12 protein-coding genes are annotated in these 15,238 nt (G+C 70.7%); 5 read left to right on the top strand and 7 right to left on the bottom strand.

The features are described 5' to 3' along the window. Window positions 1-136 precede the first annotated feature (136 nt). Together AMIS_RS00380 and AMIS_RS00375 are read left to right on the top strand one after the other, a co-directional pair. On the top strand, window positions 137-3,568 hold the full coding sequence (locus tag AMIS_RS00380; RefSeq protein ID WP_014440194.1) for an LppU/SCO3897 family protein: 3,432 nt from the start codon (window positions 137-139) through the stop codon (window positions 3,566-3,568). A 68-nt stretch (window positions 3,569-3,636) separates the two neighbouring features. Further along, window positions 3,637-5,433 (top strand): NHL domain-containing thioredoxin family protein, encoded by a 1,797-nt coding sequence (locus AMIS_RS00375; protein WP_041829477.1) that lies wholly within the window; start codon window positions 3,637-3,639, stop codon window positions 5,431-5,433. On the opposite strand, the gene AMIS_RS00370 is transcribed toward AMIS_RS00375, so the two are convergent. Genes AMIS_RS00370 through AMIS_RS00360 form a run of 3 tightly spaced genes read right to left on the bottom strand, consistent with a single transcriptional unit; the run spans window position 5,430 to window position 7,604 of the window. Then, entirely contained in the window at window positions 5,430-6,176 is a 747-nt protein-coding gene (locus AMIS_RS00370) for a LamB/YcsF family protein (RefSeq protein WP_041830373.1), read from the bottom strand. The genes AMIS_RS00375 and AMIS_RS00370 overlap by 4 nt on opposite strands. Continuing rightward, on the bottom strand, window positions 6,172-7,002 hold the full coding sequence (locus tag AMIS_RS00365) for a 5-oxoprolinase subunit C family protein (protein ID WP_014440191.1): 831 nt from the start codon (window positions 7,000-7,002) through the stop codon (window positions 6,172-6,174). The genes AMIS_RS00370 and AMIS_RS00365 overlap by 5 nt, the downstream gene beginning before the upstream one ends. Then, complete coding sequence (locus tag AMIS_RS00360; RefSeq protein WP_014440190.1) at window positions 6,999-7,604, bottom strand: 5-oxoprolinase subunit B family protein; 606 nt, start codon at window positions 7,602-7,604, stop codon at window positions 6,999-7,001. Before AMIS_RS00360 ends, AMIS_RS00365 begins: the two co-directional genes overlap by 4 nt. A gap of 102 nt (window positions 7,605-7,706) precedes the next feature. Here AMIS_RS00360 and trhA point away from each other — a divergent pair, with 102 nt between their 5' ends. After that, the gene (gene trhA, locus AMIS_RS00355; protein ID WP_386933781.1) at window positions 7,707-8,357 is read left to right on the top strand and encodes a PAQR family membrane homeostasis protein TrhA; all 651 of its coding nucleotides are present in this window, start codon (window positions 7,707-7,709) and stop codon (window positions 8,355-8,357) included. 40 nt (window positions 8,358-8,397) lie between these two features. Here the strand turns inward: trhA and AMIS_RS00350 are convergent, their stop codons facing one another. Next, entirely contained in the window at window positions 8,398-8,676 is a 279-nt protein-coding gene (locus AMIS_RS00350) for a DUF6458 family protein (protein ID WP_014440188.1), read from the bottom strand. A gap of 115 nt (window positions 8,677-8,791) precedes the next feature. Here AMIS_RS00350 and AMIS_RS00345 point away from each other — a divergent pair, with 115 nt between their 5' ends. Continuing rightward, window positions 8,792-9,310: a SixA phosphatase family protein gene (locus AMIS_RS00345; RefSeq protein ID WP_014440187.1), complete on the top strand. Its 519-nt coding sequence runs from the start codon at window positions 8,792-8,794 to the stop codon at window positions 9,308-9,310. A gap of 7 nt (window positions 9,311-9,317) precedes the next feature. Here the strand turns inward: AMIS_RS00345 and AMIS_RS40150 are convergent, their stop codons facing one another. Further along, on the bottom strand, window positions 9,318-11,528 hold the full coding sequence (locus tag AMIS_RS40150; RefSeq protein WP_172666553.1) for a S8 family serine peptidase: 2,211 nt from the start codon (window positions 11,526-11,528) through the stop codon (window positions 9,318-9,320). Between the two features lie 266 nt (window positions 11,529-11,794). Beyond that, a complete protein-coding gene (locus tag AMIS_RS00335; protein WP_014440185.1) occupies window positions 11,795-13,651 on the bottom strand; it encodes an acyl-CoA dehydrogenase in 1,857 nt (618 codons plus the stop codon). Between the two features lie 281 nt (window positions 13,652-13,932). Here AMIS_RS00335 and AMIS_RS42195 point away from each other — a divergent pair, with 281 nt between their 5' ends. Next, on the top strand, window positions 13,933-14,088 hold the full coding sequence (locus tag AMIS_RS42195; RefSeq protein ID WP_157434697.1) for a hypothetical protein: 156 nt from the start codon (window positions 13,933-13,935) through the stop codon (window positions 14,086-14,088). A gap of 4 nt (window positions 14,089-14,092) precedes the next feature. Here AMIS_RS42195 and AMIS_RS00330 read toward each other — a convergent pair whose 3' ends face one another. Further along, window positions 14,093-15,220, bottom strand: coding sequence for a PP2C family protein-serine/threonine phosphatase (locus tag AMIS_RS00330; protein ID WP_014440183.1), 1,128 nt, complete (start codon window positions 15,218-15,220; stop codon window positions 14,093-14,095). Window positions 15,221-15,238 lie beyond the last annotated feature (18 nt).

Raw genomic sequence — 15,238 nt, 5'->3', positions numbered from 1 at the left:
CGGGGCCACCGGCGGCTTGCTGATCCGGGCCCCAGCACGGCCTGGCCGGAGAGCTGGCACGGCCCTTCGGCGGAAGGACGCCGGCGGGGCCGCGTCCGTGCAAAGCTGGCACGGCCGCAGAAACGAGGAGGCGCGTATGACGTCCGAGGGGCACCACGCCGGTCAGCCGGCCGAAGCCACGTCGGGCGGACCTGGTTCGGGCGGTTACTCGCCTGACGGTTCGGGGGGTTACTCGCCCGGCGGTCCGGGTGGCTACTCTCCCGACGGCTCGGGTGGCTTCCCGCCCGGCGGCTCAGGTGGCTTCCCGTCCGAGTCCGATGGTCAGCGACCGGCCGGTCGGGCATCCGCCCCGGCGCCGGCCGACAACGTCCCCACCTCCTACGGCCCTCCGCCGCAGGCCACGCCGAACGGCGGCTCGCCGTTCGTGGTCCCGCAGGTCGCCGCGTTCGGCGCCGGCCCCAAGCCGGCCGGCACTCCGTATGGTTCGGCCCGCGTGCCGGCCGAGGAGAACGAGCTGCCCCGCCGCGAGCCGACCGCCTCGCCCTATGGGCCGGTCACTCCCGGTGCGGCGCCCTATGGATCGCCGGCTTCCGGCTTCCCGGGCGCGCCCGCTGGCTCCGGTACTCCCGGGCAGGCCGGCTGGACTCCGCCGGCCGCTCCCCCGGCCCAGGCCTCCGCTGGTTCCAGCGGCCCCGGTGGGCTGCCCACACGCACCCCGGGCGCTTCCGTTCCGGCCTCGGACGACTCCGGCGGCACCAGTTTCTCCGCTTTCGGTGACCAGCCGGTGCGCGTGCCCGGCGCCAGCCTCACCGACCTCCCCGACTCTTCCGGCCCGAGCGGTTTCACCGCGGGCCCGGCACAGAACAGCTGGATGCAGAACAACGCTCGCACCGCCGCCGCCCCCGAGAGCTCCGACCCGAGCCGGCCGGCCGCCTTCCCGACCCGGCGCGGCGACGGCAGCGGCTTCCCGCTGCGCACGCCGGCCGGCCCAGCCATCGAGAACGACGGCGCCGGCGTGGACCTCCCGTCCCGCACCCCGTCGGAGCCGGGCGCCGTGCCCGGTGGTGGGCAGCCGCAGTTCGGCGGCCCGTTCGGCTCCGCCCCGCAGGGTGACCCGTTCGGCTCCGCCCCGCAGGGTGACCCGTTCGGCTCCGCCCCGCAGGGTGACGGGAGCGCGCAGCCGTTCAGCTCCGCTCCGCAGCAGGGTGGGACCTACGGTTCCGCCCCGCAGTCCGGCGGCGCATACGGATCCCCGCAGCAGTCCGACCCGGGTTTCCCGCCGGCGCCTCAGTCCGGTGGCACCTATGGGTCCGCGCAGCAGGCGGACGGCCCGTTCGGGAACGCGCCGCAGTCCGCGAACGGCTTTGGGAACGCCTCGCCGGCCGGTGGCGGGTTCGGGTCGGCTGAGGCCGGTCCGGAGGCTTCCGCCGACCGTGACGCCGAGCCTGCCGGTGGTTCCGGATTCCCGCAGCGTGTGCCCGGTGCCGCACTCGGCACCGGTGGCGCGCCGACTCCCCCTCCGGCGCCCGCGCCGACTTCCGGCAGCGCCGTGCCGCAGCCGCGCGACCCGGGCGAACGCCCCGCGGTCGGCTCGGCCCGCCCGGTGACGGCCAGCGCGTCGGTGCCCGGCGCCCGCGTCGACGCCACCGAACTCCCGCCACCGGCACCCGCTCCTCAAGCCCGGGTCTACGGCCGTCCCGCCGCAACACCCCCGGCCGAGCTGGAGACCAGCGACGAGGACCGCTCCGACAGCGAGCAGTCCGGCGCGTTCCCGGCCGCGCCGTTCTCCCCGGCCGGTGCCGGGCAGCACGCGGACTCACCGTTCCCGCAGCAGCCGAACGCGCCGCAACACCAGGACGCGCCTTTCGGAGGCCAGCAGCCGGACGCGCCCTATGGAACGCCGCAGGCCGACGCGCCGTTCGGGGCACAGCAGCCCGACGCGCCCTACGGTGTGCCGCAGACCGACGCGCCGTACGGAGCGCAGCAGGCCGAGGCTCCTTACGGGTCCCGGCCGGCCGACGCGCCTTACGGAACGCAGCAGACCGACGCTCCCTTCGGGTCGCAGCAGCCCAATGCTCCTTTTGGGACGCAGCAGAGCGATTCCCCCTACGGCGTGCCGCAGCAGGATGCTTCCTCCGCGCAGCAAGCGGAGTCTCCGTTCTCCGCGCCGCTGGCTGACGCGCCGTTCGCCGCGCAGCGGAACGAAGCACCGTTCGGCGCTCCGTTCGCGCCGCCGCGGCCGGACGCGGACGAGCCCTCCGGCTCGTTCCAGCAGGACCGGTTCACGCCGCCCGGCGGTCACCCCTCGAACAACGGCTCCGGTTTCCCCGGCCCCGGACAGCGCACCGACGACGAGCCGAGTGGCGGCTTCGCGGCGGCTCCGCTTCCGCAGCGCGGCTACCCGCAGCAGCCCGGCGCCGAGAACCCGTTCGGCCAGCGCCCTGGTGAAAGCCAGCGCCCTGGTGAAAGCCAGCGCCCTGGTGAAAGCCAGTATCCCGGTGAAAGCCAGCGCCCCGGCGAAGACCAGCACCCCGGCGACGCGGGCCCGTTCGGCCCCCGGCCCGGCGACGCCCCGCAGAGCAACACCTACGGCCAGCGGCCCGACGACAACACCTACGGCCAGCGCGCAGACGACAACGCATACGGTCAGCGGGCCGACGACGCCTACGGGCAGCGGGCCGACGACAACGGCTCCGAACCGAGCGGTGGCTTCGGCAGCGTCCCGTTCCCGCAGCGTGACGGTGGTTTCGGCAACGAAGCTCCGGGCGTCGCGCCACAGTCCCCTGCCCGGGCGTCGGCCCGTGCCTCGGCCAGCGCGCGGATCGCACCGCAGGACACTCCGGGCGCGCCGCCGTTCCCGGGTTCGGGCGGATCCCCGTACTCGATGCCCGGATCTCCGCAGTTCCCGTCGTCGGGTGGCCCGGCGTTCGGCGCCCCCGGTTCCCCGGCTCGCCCCGGCGACCCGGCCGGTCCGCCGTTCAACGAGTTCACCACCGACCTCGCCGGCCGTGGCGCGTCGCCGGACCAGTTCAGCGAGCTCACCACGGACGTCTCCGGGCGGGGCAGCAACCCGTACGTTCCGGCGCCCGCCCTGCCGCCGATGCCGGGCGAGCCGGCTCCCGGTGTCTACCCGGGCAGCCCGGCGGCGCGGGCCACGGTTACGCCGCCTGGCCCGGAGGACACGACGAGCTGGCCGGGTCCGGACGAGCAGGACCGGTTCGAGCAGTTCAAGGCGGAGGAGCCGCCGGCGCCTGCCTCGCCGAAGGTGAACGTGCGCACCGTGCCGGTCACCATCGCGGTCGTGCTCGGCGCGGGTCTGCTGCTGGCGCTGGTGTTCGGCCTGGTCTACCTGATCTCGGGTGACGACGAGTTCAACGTGGCGCAGGGTGACTGCGTGACCCGGAGTTCGGGCAACAAGCCGGTGAAGGCGGACTGCTCGACCGCCGGCGCGTTCGAGGTCGTGTCGATCGCCGGCGCCAAGGAGCAGTGCGCCGACCAGGCCCAGCCGTACATCGTGGTGCCGAAGGACGGCGGCGACCAGGTCCTGTGCCTGAAGCCGAAGGCCTGAGTAAAGCCTGATCACAGCTGCGGTCCCGCCGGTGGGCGGGACCGCGGCCGTGAGGCACGATGGGCGTCATGAACTCTCGCGTGCGTGCGCCCGAACTCAAGGGCCGCGGCTGGCTCAACACCGGCGGCAAGGATCTGACCCTCGCCGACCTGCGGGGCAAGATCCTTATTCTGGACTTCTGGACGTTCTGCTGCATCAACTGTCTGCATGTCCTGGACGAGCTGCGGCCGCTGGAGGAGAAGTACGGCGACGCCATCGTGGTGATCGGCGTCCACTCCCCGAAGTTCGAGCACGAGCGTGACCCGGTGGCCCTGGCCGCCGCCGTGGAGCGGTACGGCGTGCACCACCCGGTCGTCGACGACGGCGACATGCACCTCTGGCAGCAGTACGCCGCGAAGGCTTGGCCCACCCTGGCCGTGGTCGACCCGACCGGTTACCTGGTTGCCTCGATGGCCGGCGAGGGCCACGCCGAGGGCCTGTCCCGGCTGATCGACGAGCTGATCGTCAAGCACGAGGCGGACGGCACCCTGCACCGCGGCGACGGGCCGTTCGTTCCGCCGCCGGTGCCGGAGGGTCTGCTCCGCTTCCCCGGCAAGGCGATCGAGCTGGCGAACGGCAATCTGCTGGTCTCCGACTCGGCCCGGCACTCGATCGTCGAGCTGGAGCGGGACGGCGAGACGCTGGTCCGCCGGTTCGGCGGCGAGAACCGGAACGAGCCGTTCAGCGAGCCGCAGGGCATGGTCCAGCTGCCGCCCGAGATCTCCAAGATCACCAATTACGACGTCATCGTCGCCGACACCGTGAACCACCAGCTGCGGGCCCTGCGCACCGAGACCGGCGAGATCCACGTGGTGGCCGGCTCCGGCAAGCCGTGGCGTTCCACGGTGGACGACCGCCCGCACGACGCGCTCGCCGCCGACCTCTCCTCCCCGTGGGACCTGGCGTGGTTCGACGACAAGGTCATCATCGCGATGGCCGGCATCCACCAGCTCTGGTGGTTCGACCCGATCAAGCGCACGGTCGGCGTCTACGCCGGCACCACGGTCGAGGCGCTGCGCGACGGACCCCTGCCGGACGTGTGGATGGCCCAGCCGTCGGGCCTGTCGGTCAGCCGGGACGGCAAGCGTCTCTGGATCGCGGACAGCGAGACGTCGGCGCTGCGCTACGTCGAGGACGGCGTGCTGCACACCGCGGTCGGCCAGGGCCTGTTCGATTTCGGTCACGTGGACGGTAAGGCGGAGGAGGCGCTCTTCCAGCACCCGCTCGGTGTGGCGGCTCTGCCGGATGGCTCGGTGCTGGTCGCCGACACGTACAACGGTGCGGTCCGCCGCTTCGACCCGGCGGCCGATGCCGTCTCCACCGTGGACTCCGGGCTGGCCGAGCCGAGCGACGTGCTGGTGACCAGCGACAACGAGGTGCTGGTCGTGGAGTCGGCAGCGCACCGGCTGACCCGGCTCGCGCCCGGCGTGGTGAAAACGGTCAGCGGCGAGCGGCACAAGACCGAGCGCCCGCCGTCGCACCTGTCGCCGGGCGAGGTCACCCTCGACGTGATCTTCACGCCGGCGCCGGGCCAGAAACTGGACAGCCAGTTCGGCTCACCGCTACGGCTCACCGTGTCGGCCTCACCCGCCGAGCTGCTGCTCGACGGCGCCGGCGTCACCACGGATCTCTCCCGCACGCTGGTGCTCAACCCGGACGTGCCGAAGGGTGTGCTCCAGGTGGTCGCGCAGGCGGCGACGTGCGACGTGGACGCGGAGTTCGGCGCCTGCCACCTGACCCGTCAGGACTGGGGCGTCCCGATCGTGATCGACCCGGCCGCCCCGAACCGGCTACCGCTGATCCTCCGCGGCATGGACGGGAGTTAGACGAACGGCTTGACGTGAAGCTGGCCCGCAAGCCCGGCCCGGACCGCGCGGGCCAGCTCCACCGCTCCCGGTGTGTCCCCGTGCACGCAGATCGACCGGACCGGGCACGGCACGACGGTCCCGTCCACGGCGACCACCTCACCCCGGACCGCCATCCGCACGGCACGCTCCACCACATCACCCGGCGCATGGACCAGGGCGCCGGCGGCCGACCGTGGCACCAGCCGGCCGTCCGCCGAGTACCCACGGTCGGCGAATCCCTCGCCGACCACGGTCAGCCCGGCCTCGGCCGCGGCCACCGCCAGCACCGACCCCGGCTGGCAGAGCACCGGCATCGCCGGGTCCCAGGCGAGCACCGCGTCGACCACGGCGCCGGCCTGCACCGGGTCGACCGCCGCGGTGTTGTAGAGGGCGCCGTGCGGCTTCAGGTAACGCACCCGATCACCGGCCGCCCGGCAGAACGCCTCCAGCGCGCCGACCTGGTAAAGGATGTCGTCGCGCAGCTCGTCCCGTGCGTACTCGATCCGCCGCCGACCGAAACCGGCCAGATCCCGGTAGCCGACCTGCGCGCCGACCGCGACGCCGTTCTCCGCTGCCGTCCGGCAGACCCGGCGCATCGTGGACGGGTCGCCGGCGTGGAAGCCGCACGCCACGTTCGCCGAGGTCACGACGGAGAGCAGGGCGTCGTCGTCGCCGAGTGTCCAGGCGCCGAATCCCTCACCGAGGTCGGCGTTGAGATCAATCGAGGTCACGGAAACGTACCGTAGTCCCCGGCCGGGCCTGCGCGAGCGGCGTGACGTCGCCGACCACGCCTATCACCGGATATCCCCCGGTGGTGGGATGGTCGGCCAGGAAGACGATCGGCTGCCCGTCCGCCGGCACCTGCACGGCGCCGAGCACCACGCCTTCGGAGGGAAGTTCGCCGGCCCGGGCGCGGGTCACGGCGGTGCCGGCCAGCCGGGCCCCGACGCGGTTGCTCATCGGACTGATCGTGTACGGGGTACCGAACAGTCCCGCGACGTCGAACCAGTCGTCCCGCGGCCCGAGCCGGACCCCGAGCTCGATCTCCTCGCCGATCGGCGACCCGTCCCCGGCAACGCCGTCCACCCCACCGGAGACCGTCCCGACCGGCAGCGTCATGCCGTCGGCCAGCCGCTCCGGCCCGATTCCGGCCAGGGTGTCGGTGGACCGGCTGCCGAGCACCGCTTCGACGGCGATCCCACCGGCCACGGCGAGGTAGGAGCGCACGCCCCGTACCGCTCGGCCGATCTCCAGCACACCACCGGCCGGCACGTCGACGACCGGGCCACTGACCGGCTCCCGATCCAGTTTCACGGTGGCGACCGCACCCGTCACCGCGACGGTGGCCGGCGCCTCGAACCGCAGTCTGCAGCCCATCAGGGTGGTCTCCAGCGCCGCCGTGCCGTCCGGGTTCCCGGCGAGGCGGTTGGCCCGGCGCAGCGCGGGAATGTCGAGCGCACCGGACCGGGGGACACCGAGGTGGGCGTATCCGGGCCGGCCGAGGTCCTGCACGGTGGTGAGCGGGCCGGCCCGCAGCACGGTGATCACTGCTGCACCAGCTTCACGCGCGTTCCCGGGGTGAGCAGGGCGGGCTGCTCCCGCCGTACCTCAAAGATCGTCAATGGGGTGTGGCCCACCAGCCGCCACCCGCCCGGCGAGGCCGTGGGATAGATGCCGGCGTAGCCGGCGGCGAGAGCTATCGATCCGGCCGGGACGCGCGGGCGGGGCGCCGGAAGCCGGGGCACCGACCAGGCCTCGGGAAGTCCGCGCAGATAGGCGAAACCCGGAGCGAAGCCGCAGAACGCGACGGTCAGTGGCGTCTCCACCAGGCGTTTCACGGCTTCTTCGACGGAGACCTGCCAGATCTCGGCGACGTCCGGCAGATCCGCGCCGTCGAACGTGGCCGGAACCTCGACGAGCGGGCCGGGATCACGCGTGCCGCCGGGCGCGGGCTCCCATCCGGCGAGGCGCTCCTCGGTGCCGGTCGGAACGCCGTCGAGCAGGACCGTGCGGGCGCCCGGGACGATGTCGACGGCCTCGAGTTCACCGGTCTCCCGGCGGCGCCAGAGCTCGGCGCGCCAATCCTCCACCCGGGTGGCGTCCGGACACTCGATCAGTAGCGCTGAGGCGCCCACACGTCTTACCTTCATGAGGAAATCATCCGGGATGGCCTGTCGTATCCGGCGTCACTACCCATTAGTAACCTACGGTGCCGTAACCTGGAACCCGTGACAGCACCCACCCCGTTCCGGATGAAGCCGGCCGACCTCGGCAAGCCGCGTCTGCGCGGCCGGTTGCATCAGTACGCGTTCTTCGTCGCCGCCGTCTGCGGCATCGTGCTCTGCTCGATCGCGTGGAGCCGCCCCGGCATCGGCCCGTTCATCAGCTGCCTGATCTACAGCATCACCGTCTGCGGCCTCTTCGGCGTCAGCGCGCTGTACCACCGCCGGGTCTGGAGCGAACGCGGCTACCAGATCATGCGGCGGATGGATCACTCAATGATCTTCATCTTCATCGCCGGCACCTACACGCCGTTCTGTGTGCTGCTCCTGAGCGACAGCAAGGCCACGCTGATGCTCAGCCTGGTCTGGATCGGCGCTCTCGGCGGTGTCGCGCTGAAGGTCATCTGGCCGCACGTGCCCCGCTGGGTGGGAGCGCCGCTCTATGTGGCGCTCGGCTGGGTCGCGGTCGCCATCATCCCGGACATTCTGCACGTCAGCGTGACCTGCTTGGTCCTGATGGTGGTCGGTGGCCTGATCTACACGGTCGGGGCGGTCTTCTACGCTCTGCGCCGGCCGAACCCGTGGCCGACCGTCTTCGGCCACCACGAGTTCTTCCACGCCTGCACGCTGGTGGCGGCGATCTGCCACCACATCGCGATTTATTTCGCGCTATATGCATGAAAGCCCGGGTCCGCATCGGACCCGGGCTTTCATTGTTTGATCAGGAGTAGGCCGGGGGCGGCGGCGGGGGCACGTCGTCGTTCCGGCGGACCTCGCGGTACTCGCTGTACCCGGCACCGGCAACCGGCTGCTGCGTCCGGGTCACCACCGTGCGGCGGCGGCTGTTCCAGAACCAGAGCGTGATGATCAGTCCGGCCAGGCCGGCGGCCATCAGAATCCAGCCGATCACGCTGATGTCCAGGCCACTGATGTCCGCCTCCACGGCGAACGCCAGGATCGCCCCCAGAGCCAGCAGGAAAATGCTTGCGCCGATGCCCATCGGACCCTCCTCGGGTGGTGTCCGCTCGACCGAGCGTCAGCGCTCGACCGTGGTGAATGCGTCGGACGACCGTTTACCCGCCCGGCCGAAATTCCAATCAGGCAAGCTGGTTCCCATGACCACGCGAACGCTGATCCTGCTGCGCCACGCCAAGGCTGAGACGCCCGGCGACCTCGACGACTTCGACCGCGCACTCACCGATCGCGGGGAGTCCGACGCGGACGCCGCGGGCGCCTGGCTGGCCGACGCCCGGCTGCACCCGGACCTGGTCCTCTGCTCGCCGGCGAAACGCACCCGGCAGACCTGGCAGGCCGCCTCGATCGCGCTGGTGCAGGGCGAGCACCCGCACGGCGCGCCCGAGGTCCGGTATGAAGAGGGTCTTTACGAGGGTGGCCGCACCGAGGTGTTCGACCTGCTCCGCGCGGTCCCCGACACGGTCCGGACGGTCCTGATCGTCGGCCACAACCCGACGATGTCCGAAGTGTCCGCGCTGATGCTGCCGGACGACCAGTTCCAAGGCACGGTCGTGGAGATCAAGACCTCCGGGATCGCCGTGCACAGCGGCGAGAAACCGTGGTCATCGGTCGAACCCGGGGCGATGCGCCTGCTCCGCCGGCACACCGCCCGGGGCTGAACCGGTCCTACTTGCGGTACCAGGTGCGGGTCGTCGTGTAGGTGACGTTGCCGAGCTTGTCGTAAGCCCGGACCCGCACCTGCATCGACTTCTTCTGCTTCTTGGTGTTGACGCTCAGGACGTACCCGGAGGTCTTGTCCGTCGCGACCACCTTGCCGTTCACGATCAGCTCGACCCGCGCGATGCCGGAGGCATCGGAGGCCTTCACCGAGACCTTGACCGTGCCCTTCACCTTGGCCTTGTTCTTCGGGGCCTTGGTGATCGACACGCTCGGCGCCTTGTTGTCGGCGATCACAATCCGGGTGTACGAGCGGGAGTTGCCCAGCTTGTCGGTCAGCTTCCAGACCAGCTTGACGTTGCCGCTGGACTTACCTGTCGCAACCTTCTTGGAGTAGCCCGCGCCCAGGTACTTGCCGTTCGCCCACAGCTCGGCCTTGGCCACTCCGGAAGCGTCCTTCACACCGCTCAGCGAGGTGGTGAACGTGCCACGGACCCGGGTGTTCTGCTTCGGGTTCACAGCGGTGGCGGTCGGCCCGTCGTTGTCGACCACGACGGCACGGGTGAACCGGCTGACGTTGCCGTACTGGTCGGCCGCCTCGACCACGAGGTTTCCGCGGTTCGGCGTCGCGCTGGCCGTCCAGTCGGCGCCGGACTTCTTCATCGCCACGCCGTTGACCTTGGCGGAGGCGACGTCCGCCGAACCGCGGAACACCACCTTCGCCGCGCCCCGGACGCGTGCGCCGGCGGCCGGCGAGACGAAGCTGCCGGTCGGGCCGACCGTGTCGACCTTGACGACCGTGGTCGCCCCGGCGGTCTTGCCCGCGACGTCGGTGACGCGCAGCGACACGGCGAGGTCGCCGGAGAAGCCGGCCGGCGGGGTGAACCGCAGCGTCTCCCACGGGCTCCGCGTCGTGACCGTCTTGCCGCCGGCCGTCAACTCGGTGAGCACGATGCCGTAGTCGTCGGTCGCCACCGGGCGGACGTCGATCGGCTTCGAGATCAACTGGTTGGCGGTGAGGCCGGTCGAGGTGATCTCCGGGTCGGCGGTGTCGTTGCCGGCCACCTTGTGGACAGCGCGGCCGGCGTTCAGGACCGGCAGACCGGCGGGGATCGCGGTGTCCACGATCGACTGCCGCACCTCGTCGGCTTTCACTCCGGGCTGCATCGAGAAAGCCAGGGCGGCGGTGCCGGCCACCACTGCGGTGGCCCCCTCCACGCCGTCGAGCTGAGACGACGCGCCGAGGTGGTTGACCGCGGGTGCACCCTCGGCCGCGGCCACGTCGATCCAGCGGCTGCCACCGGTGTTGGAGCCGTAGCGTCCGGTGACCCGGCCCGACGTGTCGACGGCGCTGACCGACAGCACCTGCTCGGTAGCCGCCGGCTGGACCTGGCGGCCGTCATAGATGTCCTTGCCGGCCGACGCGACGACCAGCACTTTCTCGTTCAGGGCGTACTGAATCGCCTCGGCGAGAAGCTTGCTCTCGCGGTCCACCACGGCAGGCGTCGTGATGACGTCGGCGCCGTGATCAGTCGCCCAGACGATGCCGGCGGCGAGATCGGAGGCCGATCCGGTGACCCGGCCCGGGTCCGCGAAGGAGACCTTCACCGGCATGATCTTGCAGCTCGGGCAGATGCCCGAGTCGCCGGCGATGATCCCCGCCGTCATCGTCCCGAAGCCGCCGTCGTCCTTGGTGCTCCTCCCCTGACGAGGGAGGTCCTCATGACCGACGAACGGCAGATCGAGCGTGTTGAAGCCGGGTACCAGCCGGCTCTCCGGCAGGTCCCGGTTCGGCGTGACACCGGTGTTGAGCACCGCGACGGTGACGTCCTCGGTACCGGTCTTGCCGTGCGGCAGCTGGACGGTGTCCAGCTCGCGGCCGGTCAACGGGTTCCAGTACGACTCGTTCGAGTCGGTGAAGGCCATGAGCTCCGCGAAGCGGACATCCGGATCGGCCTGCAGCTTCGTCAGAACCGAGGAGTAGTGCCCTTCATAGAAGAGGCCACCCGAGACGGCGTTAAGCCCGGTGACCCACTCCAAAGCCCCAGAAGGCTGGATGTCGAGCCGCTTGAGCAGCTCCAACGGCTTGACGTTCGGCTGGAGGCCGATGGTGTACCCCAGCCAGGGTCTGTCGGACGGCGCCGCTACCGCCGGTGTCGCCGCTGTGGCGGACACTCCGGCCAGCAGAACGGCGGCAAGAGATAACGAAACGGTACGCAACGATGGCACCCCCGTGGCCAATGTCTGGAAAGGACGAACGCCGATCATATAGATCGAAGTCAGCGACGCCAGGTCCTGGTCGTCGTGGTGGTGACATTCGCAAGCTTGTCGTAGACCCGAACCCGTACCTTCATGGTCTTTTCTGCTTCTTGGTGTTGACTTTCAGCACATACCCGGATGTCTTGCCGGCCCGGTAACGACGAAGGCCGGCGGACATCGTTGTCCGCCGGCCTTCGTCTTTTCAGGAGAGTGGGAAAAGATCTAAATCAGAACGCTTCCTCGGGAAGGTCCATGACGTCGAGGTTGGTGTTCTCGATGATGCGACGGTCGGCGCCGATGCGCGGCAGGATCTCGCGGACGAAGAAGCGGGCCGCCGCAACCTTGCCGGTGTAGAACGCCTTGTCCGCCTCCGACACCTCGGTGTTCAGCGCGTTCAGCGCCACCTCGGCCTGGCGCAGCAGCAGCCAGGCGAGCACGACGTCGCCGAGGGCGAGCAGGATCCGGCGCGAGCTCAGGCCGATCTTGTAGAGCTCCCGGGCCTGGCCGCCCTGGACCTCCTGCAGCCAGCCCAGCGTGGTGCCGAGGATCTGCTGCATCTCGCCGAGCGCCTTGCCGAGCGCCAGCCGCTCCTCCTTGAGCTGGCCGTTGCCGGCCTCGCTCTCGACGAAGCCCTGGATCTCCGCGGCGATCGTGCCGAGCGCCCGGCCGTTGTCCTTGACGATCTTGCGGAAGATCAGGTCGAGGCTCTGGATCGCGGTGGTGCCCTCGTACAGGGTGTCGATCTTCGCGTCCCGCACGTACTGCTCGAGCGGGTAGTCCTGCAGGAAGCCGGAGCCACCGAAGGTCTGCAGCGACTCATGGCCGAGCAGCTCGTACGCCCGCTCCGAGCCGACGCCCTTGACGAGCGGCAGCAGGAAGTCATTGATCTTGCTGGCGATCTTGGCGGTCTTCTCGTCACCGGCGGCCTGCGCGATGGCGATCTTGTCCTGCCAGGTCGCGGTGTAGATGACCAGGGCACGCAGGGCCTCGGCATACGACTTCTGCAGCAGCAGGGAGCGGCGTACGTCCGGGTGGTGGGTGATGGTGACGCGCGGCGCGGCCTTGTCGCCGTTCTGCACCAGGTCAGCGCCCTGTACGCGGTTCTTCGCGTACTCCAGCGCGTTGAGGTAACCCGTCGACAGGGTCGCGATCGCCTTCGTGCCGACCATCATCCGGGCGTTCTCGATGATCATGAACATCTGCCGGATGCCCTGGTGCACCTCGCCGAGCAGCCAGCCCTTGGCCGGGGTGCCGTGCTCGCCGAAGGTCATCTCACACGTGTTGGAGACCTTGATCCCCATCTTGTGCTCGACGTTGGTGGCGTAGATGCCGTTGCGCTCGCCGAGCTCGCCGGTCGCCGGGTCGAAGTGGTACTTCGGCACGATGAAGAGCGAGAGGCCCTTGGTGCCGGGCCCGCCGACGCCCTCGACGCCCACCGGGCGTGCCAGCACGTAGTGGATGATGTTGTCCGTCAGGTCGTGCTCACCCGAGGTGATGAAGCGCTTGACGCCCTCGATGTGCCACGAGCCGTCCGGCTGCGGGATGGCGCGGGTGCGGCCGGCACCCACGTCCGAGCCGGCGTCCGGCTCGGTGAGCACCATCGTCGAGCCCCACTGCTTCTCGACGAAGAGCTTGGCCCACTCCTTCTGCTCGTCGGTGCCCTCGACAAAGGCCACGTGGGCGAAGGAGGGACCGGACGAGTACATCCAGATCGGGGCGTTCGCACCGAGGATCTGCTCGGCGACGGCCCACACGAGGCTGCGCGGCGCCGGGGTGCCACCGAGGGCGGACGGCAGGTCGAGCCGCCAGAACTCGGACGCCATGAAGGTCTCGTAGGACTTCTTGAAGGACTCCGGCAGCGGCGCGGTGTGCGTCGCCGGGTCGAAGACCGGTGGGTTGCGGTCCGCGTCGGCGTAGCTGGCGGCGAGATCCTCGCGGGCCAGCCGGTCGACCTCCGCGAGCACGTCGCGCGCGCTCTCCAGGTCGAACTCGTCGAACGGCGCCTGGCCGAGCGACTTCTCGGCTCCGAAGACCTCGAACAGGTTGAACTGGAGGTCCCGAAGGTTGCTCTTGTAGTGCGTCATCGTGCTTGGCCCCGCTCTCCGGACGCGAGTTACCCGTCAGTAACCCCACTGTATTACCCATCGGTAGCAACCGACAAGCCGGGCAGGGTTTCCGGTCGAACCCACCGGGTAGGGGGCGTTGTCCGTCGGTTCGTGGCTCAAACCCCACCGATCAGGTGGCTTACCTGACAACCGTTCGGCCATTTGCGGACTTCGACTCCGGAACCACGTATCGCCCGTCGAAGAGGATCGTTTCACCGGATAGACAGCGAAGAACGTTTCGCCGAACCCAGGGGGACGCCATGTTCGCCACGATCAAGAGCCTGATTCCGGAGCCGCGCCAGGCCAACCAGCCCCGCAATTACGTCGGACGGCATCGCCAGCCCGAGACGGTCCCGCCCACTCCCGCGCCGACCTCGCCGGCGGCTCCAGCCGAGCCGGAGGAGAGCGCGGCCTGACGGCTCAGCTTCCGGCCGCCCCGACTTCCCAACTGGGCACGGAGACGGCAGCGTCGCCGTCCGAGCCCACATATTCCAGCAGCACCAGGGCGATGTCGTCCTCGAGCCGGCCGTAGACCCAGTCGGTGAGCGCCGTCTCGAGCGATGCCAGGCCGTCGCCGACCGTGCCGTGCCCGAGCAGTCGCCATGCCCGGTCCGCGGTCGGGAAGAACTCGCCCTCGCGCCGGGCCTCGCCGAGCCCGTCCGTGAAGAGCAGCAGCCGGTCGCCGGGCTCCAGCCGCTCCACCCGCGCCTTCACCTCGGGCATGAAGCCGAGCGGCGGAGCCGGTGCTGGCGGTTCCAGTGGGATGACCCGGCCGCGCCTCAGCAGCAGCGGCGCCGGATGTCCACAGTTGACGATGGTGAGGGTGCCGCCGCGTTCCTCCACGAGGGCCGCGGTCACGAAGTCCTCGTCGCCGACGCTACGGGCCACCGCACGGTCCAGGTCGGCCACGATCGACTTGAGATCGGCCCGCTCGTACGCGACATGCCGGTACGACCCCAGCACGATGCTCGCCAGCCGAACCGCGTCGAGCCCTTTGCCGCGCACGTCACCGATGATGATGCGAACCCCGTACGGCGTGTTGAGAGCTTCATAGAGGTCGCCGCCGATGTCCGCCGCGGCGGTCGCCGAAATGTACCGCCCAGCGACCGAGAGCGCTCCCACCTGCGGCCCGATCGGGCGCAGCACCGCTTGCTGGGCGACGGCGGCGAGCCGCAGCAGCTCGGCGATCCGGTCCGCCTGGCGCTGCCGGATCGTCGCGCCGGCCGCCGCGACGCCGGTCGCCAGGATGATGCCCATCAGGTTGACCAGACCGGCCATGCCGGGCGTGCCGGCCATGCCCAGGTAGACCCCGCCGACCACCGTGGCGGCCACCCCGGCACCGAGAACCACCTGCCACACCGCGAAGACGGCGGCGAGGAACGGCACGGCCGCCAGCAGGCCGACGAACTCAGCGGTCCGGCCGTCGGCGAGCTCCACGGCGGACACCACAGCGAGCAGCACGAGGGCCGCGCCGAGGCCGGCGCGGTTCCCGGGGCTCATCGGGCGTCGGCCCGGCAGCAAAGTAGGCATGGCTCCGCCGAACAGCATGCCCGATGGACGTGATGT

Origin of the sequence: Actinoplanes missouriensis 431 (assembly GCF_000284295.1) — a bacterium.
Lineage (GTDB): Bacteria > Actinomycetota > Actinomycetes > Mycobacteriales > Micromonosporaceae > Actinoplanes > Actinoplanes missouriensis.
Note: the sequence above shows the minus strand (reverse complement) of the source record. Positions and strands in the feature narration are given on the sequence as shown.

Coding starts and splice junctions, on each gene's coding strand:
- AMIS_RS00380 (WP_014440194.1), top strand. CDS start 137: ATGACGTCCGAGGGGCACCACGCCGGTCAGCCGGCCGAAGCCACGTCG.
- AMIS_RS00375 (WP_041829477.1), top strand. CDS start 3,637: ATGAACTCTCGCGTGCGTGCGCCCGAACTCAAGGGCCGCGGCTGGCTC.
- AMIS_RS00360 (WP_014440190.1), bottom strand. CDS start 7,604: ATGAAGGTAAGACGTGTGGGCGCCTCAGCGCTACTGATCGAGTGTCCG.
- trhA (WP_386933781.1), top strand. CDS start 7,707: ATGAAGCCGGCCGACCTCGGCAAGCCGCGTCTGCGCGGCCGGTTGCAT.
- AMIS_RS00350 (WP_014440188.1), bottom strand. CDS start 8,676: ATGGGCATCGGCGCAAGCATTTTCCTGCTGGCTCTGGGGGCGATCCTG.
- AMIS_RS00345 (WP_014440187.1), top strand. CDS start 8,792: ATGACCACGCGAACGCTGATCCTGCTGCGCCACGCCAAGGCTGAGACG.
- AMIS_RS00335 (WP_014440185.1), bottom strand. CDS start 13,651: ATGACGCACTACAAGAGCAACCTTCGGGACCTCCAGTTCAACCTGTTC.
- AMIS_RS42195 (WP_157434697.1), top strand. CDS start 13,933: ATGTTCGCCACGATCAAGAGCCTGATTCCGGAGCCGCGCCAGGCCAAC.
- AMIS_RS00330 (WP_014440183.1), bottom strand. CDS start 15,220: ATGCTGTTCGGCGGAGCCATGCCTACTTTGCTGCCGGGCCGACGCCCG.